Genomic DNA, 6,201 nt, shown 5'->3' on the forward strand with positions numbered 1-6,201 from the left:
AGCGTCAGTGCTCGTGCGGGCCCGGGCGGTGGACCGGACCGTGGGCGTCGCCGCAGTGCTCTGCCGGCTCGGTCGAGGGCGTGGTGATCTGCAGCAGGTCCTCGACACCCGCGTCCTCTCCGAGATGGTCGACCTGGAGGGTGGCGTGGCCGATGCCGTGCTTGTCGCGCAGCAGTCGCTGCAGATGCCGGCGCACGGCGTGGCAGTCCCCGCCCGGCTCGACCAGTACGTGGGCGGAGAGGGCGGGCTCGCCGGAGGTGATGGTCCACACGTGCAGGTCGTGGATCTCCACGACGGACCGCTGTGCGGCGAGTTCGTCGCCGATCGCGTCGGGGTCGTAACCGACCGGTGCGGCTTCCAGGAAGATGCGTCCGGAGTCGCGGACCAGCCCGTAGCCGGCCTTGAACATCAGGGCGACCACGACGAGCGTGGCGATGGCGTCGGCGCGGGCGAAGCCTGTGAGCACAACGATCAGTGCGGCGATGGCGGTGCCGATGAAGGCGAACAGGTCGTTGAGGATGTGCTGGTAGGCGCCCTCGACGTTCAGGGAGCTGCGGTTCGCCTTGGAGATGCACCAGCCGGCAGCGACGTTGACGACGATGCCCGTGAGCGCCGTGGCGAGCATCAGGCCGCCCTCGACCTGGGGCGGGCTGATCAGCCGCCGCACCGCCTCGTACGCCAGCCAGGCTCCGAGCAGGAGCAGGGTCAGACCGTTCGCCTGGGCGGAGAGGATTTCGGCGCGCTTGAGTCCGTAGGTGAAGCCGCCGCGAGCCGGACGGGCGGACAGCCGCATCGCGACGAGGGCGAGCACGATCGAGGCGGCGTCGGTGAGCATGTGCGCCGCATCGGAGATGAGGGCAAGGGAGCTGGCGACGATGCCGACGACGACCTCCGCCGCCATGAACACCGTGATCAGGGTGAGGGCGATGGCCAGCCAGCGGCGGTCTGCGTCCGCCGACACACCATGGGAGTGTCCGGCGTGCCCGCCCGCGCCGTGACCGTGCCCGTGACTCCCGTGCTCGTGCCCCCCGCCGTGGTCGTGATCGTGATTGCCCATGTCGTACGCCTTCCCCCTCGCGTCGGTTGCCTCGCAGGCAGTGAAACGCAAGGTCGGGGCAATCTCCAAAGGCTGCACCGGTGACCGTTGTCATCTCCGTTAACGAGGGCTTGAGCTGCGGAAATACGATTCGCCTGGATGGCAATGGGGTCGGTTTCCAGTCTGCCACCCACGGGCGACCACTAGGGAACGGACGTTGCGACGACAATGACTCCGATCGGGGGACGGAATCACTCGATGCAGTGATCACCGCACGGAAGCTGCCCGCCAGGGCGCCGGTCGAGTCGACCCGGTGAGGGCTGGGCAGCGCAGGAACTCGGCCGCTCTCCCTGCTTCGTACAGAGCTGAGGCCCGATGTCTCCGACAAGAACTTCATGGACACATTTGATTACCCTCTGCGTTCATGCGAGCCGGGTCTGTCACGCGAGGCAGCCGCTCCGTGCCGGGGGCCGGGGCGGTGCTCGTCGTGTTGCTCACCACGCTCCTCCATGTCCTCGCTTGCTCCCATGGCCCAGCAGCAGCTCCCGACATGCGGGCCGACGTCCCGTTGCAGGTGTCGGCCAGCACCTGTGGCCGGCAATTCGCCGACGAACAGCAGGAGGCGGCAGCCGGGCAGACCACGCCCGCGCATGACCACGGGGCCCACTGCTGCGGCCTGGACGACCCGGCCCTCCAGCCACCACGCGACCCCGGCCCGACCGGACCGCCCGTACCTGCTGCTCTGCCGGCCGAGCCGCCCGACAACCACCGGACCCTCCAACCGCTGGCGCTTCCCCCGCCCCGCACGCAGCACACTGCGTCCTCCCCCGGACACACTCGGGCCCGCCTGGGCGTGTGGCGGACCTGATCGGCCTCGCGCCGTGCCCCGCACAAGGCGGGCCGCGCGGCGACCGATCACCTCCGCCTCCTACCTCACACAACAGCCGGCTGCCCGTCGCGGCGCCGTCCGCAGGAGAAGCACGCCATGAACCACCCCACCCGCACACCGCTGTCCACGCCTCCGGCCCAGTTGCCGGCCGACGCCGGACACCCACTGCACACACCCGCCGAGCTGGTCGGCGACACACCTGTTCTATGGATCGGCGAGCCGTTCACCGCCGCCGGCCGTGGCTTCTGGGCCAAGCTCGAAGGCCACAACCCCGGAGGCATCAAGGACCGCACCGCCCTGCACATGGTCCGCGCCGCCCGCGAGCGCGGCCGACTCCTGCCGGGCGCCCGCATCATCGAGTCGACCTCCGGCACCCTCGGCCTCGGCCTGGCCCTCGCCGGCACAACGTACGGCCACCCGGTCACCGTCGTCACCGACCCCGGCATGGAACCGCTGATGACCGGCCTGCTCACCGCGTACGGCGCCGAGGTCGACCTCGTCACCACGCCGCACCGGGAGGGCGGCTGGCAGGAGGCCCGGCGTCGGCGTGTCGAGGCACTCCTCGCCGTCCATCCGGACGCGTGGTGCCCGGACCAGTACAACAACCCCGACAACGTCGCGGCCTACGCCCCGCTCGCGCGCGAACTCGTCGCCCAGCTGGGCCGCATCGACACCCTGGTCGTCTCCGTCGGCACCGGCGGTCACTCGGCCGGCATCGGTTCCGTACTGCGCGGTTTCTTCCCCCGCCTGCGGGTCGTCGGAGTCGACACGACCGGCTCCACGATCTTCGGCCAGCCCGCGGGATCCCGGCTCATGCGCGGCCTCGGATCCAGCATCTACCCCCGCAACGTGGCCTACGGCCTCTTCGACGAGGTCCACTGGGTCGCCGCCCCGGAAGCCGTGTGGGCGGCCCGTCGCCTGGCCCGCGACCACTACGCAACCGGCGGCTGGAGCGTCGGCGCCGTCGCACTGGTCGCCCGCTGGCTGGGCCGCACTCAGCCCCTGGAGGAGCGGATCGTCGCCGTATTCCCGGACGGACCGCAGCGCTACGTCGGCACCGTCTTCGACGACACCTACTGCCGCCGGCACGACCTCCTCGGGCACCTGCCCGCCGACGGCCCCGACGAGATCACCGACAGCCGGGAGCGCACCGTCACCCGCTGGACCCGCTGCACCCGCGTCACCGACCCGATCGCACGCCCCGAATGCCACCACCTCGTGGGAGTCGCCCGATGAAGTACCTGTGGCAGCAGACCCGCTCCTTCCCGCCCGCCGCACGGCTGCTGATGGCCAACCAGTTCGCCATCAACATCGCCTTCTACATGCTCATGCCCTACCTCGCCGCCCATCTGTCCGACGGGCTCGGGCTCGCGGCCTGGGCCGTCGGGCTCGTCCTCGGCGTCCGGAACTTCTCCCAGCAGGGCATGTTCCTCATCGGCGGCACCATTGCCGACCGCTTCGGCTACAAGATCCCCATCATGGCGGGGTGTCTCCTGCGCACCATCGGCTTCGGCCTGCTCGGCTGGGTCGACAACCTGCCCGCGCTCATCCTCGCCTCTGCCGCGACCGGCTTCGCCGGCGCCCTGTTCAACCCCGCCGTGCGTGCCTACCTCGCCGTCGAAGCCGGGGAGCGCCGCGTGGACGCCTTCGCCACTTTCAACGTCCACTACCAGGCCGGCATGCTCCTCGGCCCGCTCGCCGGACTCGCCCTGCTCGCGACCGACTTCCGACTGGTGTGCACAGTCGCGGCCGGCATCTTCACGGTGCTCACGGTCCTGCAGTGGCGTGCCCTGCCCGCACGCCACGGCCTCTCCCCCACCGGGAACCGTGAGGGCGTACTGGCACAGTGGCGCGCGGTCGCCGCCAACCGGCCTTTCCTGCTCTTCTCAGCGGCGATGATCGGCTCGTACGTCCTGACCTTCCAGGTGTATCTCGCTCTGCCCCTCGCCGCGGGAGACGCCCTCGGCTCGAACGGGACGACGGTCACCAGCGGCCTGTTCGTCGTCTCCGCCGCGGTCGCCGTCATCGGCCAACTGCGCCTGACCGGCTGGGCCAAGAAGCGATGGGAGCCTGACGAGGCGCTCGTACGTGGGCTGGCCGCGATGGGCCTGGCCTTCCTGCCGCTCGCCCTCGCTCCGCGCGGATCTTCGGCCATGGTGCTCGTATGCCTGGTCGTGGCGGTGGTGCTCCTCGCGGCCGGTTCCACGGTCGTTTACCCCTACGAGATGGACACGGTGGTCGCGCTCTCCGGCGACCGCCTTGTGGCCACCCACTACGGCCTCTACAACACCGTCTCCGGCCTGGGCATCACCCTGGGCAACCTCGCCACCGGCGCACTGTGGGACTTCGCCCGGCAGCACAACGCGCTCTGGCTGACCTGGGCCGCCCTGACCACGACTGGACTGGCGTGCGCGGCCTCGGTCGCTGCCCTGTCCCGCTCCGGGCGCCTGGCCACGCGACAGCCACAGCCTCTGGCTGCGTGAAGGGCGGGCGGGAGGCCCGTACTCGCCCGGTCCGGGTCTCCCGCGCGCGTCACGTTCCGGATACACCGACACGACCAACCGTTCAGCTCTCCCTTGTCAACACCTGGTGGTCTGGCTCGCGTTGGTCAGTCAACGTCATCCTGCTCATCGGTGACGGCATGGGCGACTCGGAGATCACCCTCGCCCGCGACTGAACAGTCGGCTGGAGGCCACCCCGCCCGGCCTGTCCTCCACGCTCGTCACCGACGAGGGCCGGCAGCTGAAGGTCAACTACTCGACCAGCACGCCCGGCCAGTCACAGGAGCACACCGGCACCGAGGTCCGTATCGCTGCCCAGGGGCCGCAGAGCAGCCGACAGACACCACATGGCAGCCAAGGAGGCAGTGGCCGGCACGACGCCGCCGCCGAGTGGTAACAGCCTTGGCGACGGCCGACGTCACGGCATCCAGGACGGGTCATCACGCCTTGCGTCTCTGCGGCTGCCCATTGACCTGACTCGGCACTGGCGCCGCGGTCGAGCCACGACTCGCGGGCGTTACCAAATGTGCGGGACCATGGTTATGTCCTCCGCGACCGGACGCCGGTTTCCTCAGCAATCAGCAGAAACTGAAGGTGCGGCATGAGACAGATCAGACGGGTCACCTTGGGCGCAGCACTGTGCGCAGCCGCAACACTCGGCCTGGTGATGCCGCACGTCGCCGCAGCCGCTCCCGATCACTGCTCCTACACGCCATCGGCGTACCGACCCACACTTGCGTACGGTGACACCGGCGCGGCGGTCAAGCAGGCACAGTGTCTGAGTAACGTGTGGGGCGGCCAGCCACCGAAGCTCGCCCTCGACGGGGTCTTCGACCCCGTCATGCTGAAGAAGATCGAGTGGATCCAGGGCTGTCACGGGCTGCCACCGAGCGGTGTCATCGAGGGCCGCACCTGGCAGGTGCTCTACCACCCGGCCCTGGACTGTTACGACCCCTATCCGACCTGAGCAGCCCATCACCAACTCGTATGCACAGGCGCGCAGCGCACGCTGCGGTACCGCACGATGCACGGGCGGACCAACTGGTCACACCTGCCTTGCCCGTCGGCACCGGTCGCCAACCCAACCCGGGGTGCGAGGTGCATCTGAAAGACCTCAGCGCCTCCCCCGGGAGGTCACCACTGGGGCCGGTGTGCAATGCAGCGGCCGAGAACACCCAGAATTTCGCCGGCCGGGTAGCTCGGCGCCAAGACCGGCCCGGAGTCCGTCAGGACCGAGGGTCTTGATCAAACCGCCTTCTCACGTCGCTGCGGCTCGCCCTGGCCGGTTGACTGCCCCATCCGTCGTGGGATCGCCCGCAAGCCCCACACAGCGTCAAGCCGTCGCGCCCGGACAGTGAATGACGGGCAGGGCAGCGGACAGCATACAAGGTTTTCCATGCAAACGTTTGATCTGATCGTGGGAAAGTCATTAAGGTCTAGCTCCAGCCCCCGCTCAGGTGATCACTCAGAAGGAGTGACGGCGGAGGGGCACCGCCCACCCACGTGCTGGCAGGCGGCTGGAGGAACAAGGAGCTCGCCCCTGTGGCGTCCCACCGTCGACCCAAGCAGCCGAGCCGCACGCGTGTGACCGTGCTGACCACCGCAGCCGCCGCTGCCGTCGCGCTCAGCGCGAACGCCGCCAATGCCGCGCCGAGCGAGAAGCTCTCCAAGGGCGAGGTCAAGGCGAAGGTCGACAAGCTCTACGAGCAGGCGGAGCAGGCCACCGAGAAGTACAACGGGGCCAAGGAGAAGCAGCAGAAGCTGCAAAAGGAAAT

At 69.5% G+C, this 6,201-nt stretch carries 4 protein-coding genes and 2 pseudogenes; 5 read left to right on the forward strand and 1 reads right to left on the reverse strand.

The genetic code is table 11. The features are described 5' to 3' along the window. Positions 1–4 precede the first annotated feature (4 nt). A complete protein-coding gene (locus AB0H32_RS31170) occupies positions 5–1,057 on the reverse strand; it encodes a cation diffusion facilitator family transporter (protein WP_361127318.1) in 1,053 nt (350 codons plus the stop codon). 964 nt (positions 1,058–2,021) lie between these two features. Here AB0H32_RS31170 and AB0H32_RS31175 point away from each other — a divergent pair. The 5 genes and pseudogenes from AB0H32_RS31175 to AB0H32_RS31195 all read left to right on the forward strand — a co-directional run. Continuing rightward, the gene (locus AB0H32_RS31175) at positions 2,022–3,161 is read left to right on the forward strand and encodes a PLP-dependent cysteine synthase family protein (protein WP_361127321.1); all 1,140 of its coding nucleotides are present in this window, start codon (positions 2,022–2,024) and stop codon (positions 3,159–3,161) included. Next, positions 3,158–4,408, forward strand: a complete 1,251-nt coding sequence (locus AB0H32_RS31180; protein WP_361127324.1) for an MFS transporter — start codon at positions 3,158–3,160, stop codon at positions 4,406–4,408. Before AB0H32_RS31175 ends, AB0H32_RS31180 begins: the two co-directional genes overlap by 4 nt. A 202-nt stretch (positions 4,409–4,610) precedes the next feature. Further along, positions 4,611–4,763, forward strand: a pseudogene (locus AB0H32_RS31185) (alkaline phosphatase); the annotation flags it as partial. A gap of 264 nt (positions 4,764–5,027) precedes the next feature. After that, positions 5,028–5,393, forward strand: a complete 366-nt coding sequence (locus tag AB0H32_RS31190) for a peptidoglycan-binding domain-containing protein (RefSeq protein ID WP_361127327.1) — start codon at positions 5,028–5,030, stop codon at positions 5,391–5,393. 575 nt (positions 5,394–5,968) lie between these two features. Next, positions 5,969–6,201, forward strand: a pseudogene (locus tag AB0H32_RS31195) (hypothetical protein); the annotation flags it as partial.

It is taken from the genome of Streptomyces sp. NPDC020362 (assembly GCF_040642095.1).
In the GTDB taxonomy this organism is placed as follows: Bacteria; Actinomycetota; Actinomycetes; order Streptomycetales; family Streptomycetaceae; genus Streptomyces.

What these genes read in the sequence shown, in the direction of transcription:
- AB0H32_RS31170 (WP_361127318.1), bottom strand. Translation starts at nt 1,057, where the DNA reads ATGGGCAATCACGATCACGACCACGGCGGGGGGCACGAGCACGGGAGT.
- AB0H32_RS31175 (WP_361127321.1), top strand. Translation starts at nt 2,022, where the DNA reads ATGAACCACCCCACCCGCACACCGCTGTCCACGCCTCCGGCCCAGTTG.
- AB0H32_RS31180 (WP_361127324.1), top strand. Translation starts at nt 3,158, where the DNA reads ATGAAGTACCTGTGGCAGCAGACCCGCTCCTTCCCGCCCGCCGCACGG.
- AB0H32_RS31190 (WP_361127327.1), top strand. Translation starts at nt 5,028, where the DNA reads ATGAGACAGATCAGACGGGTCACCTTGGGCGCAGCACTGTGCGCAGCC.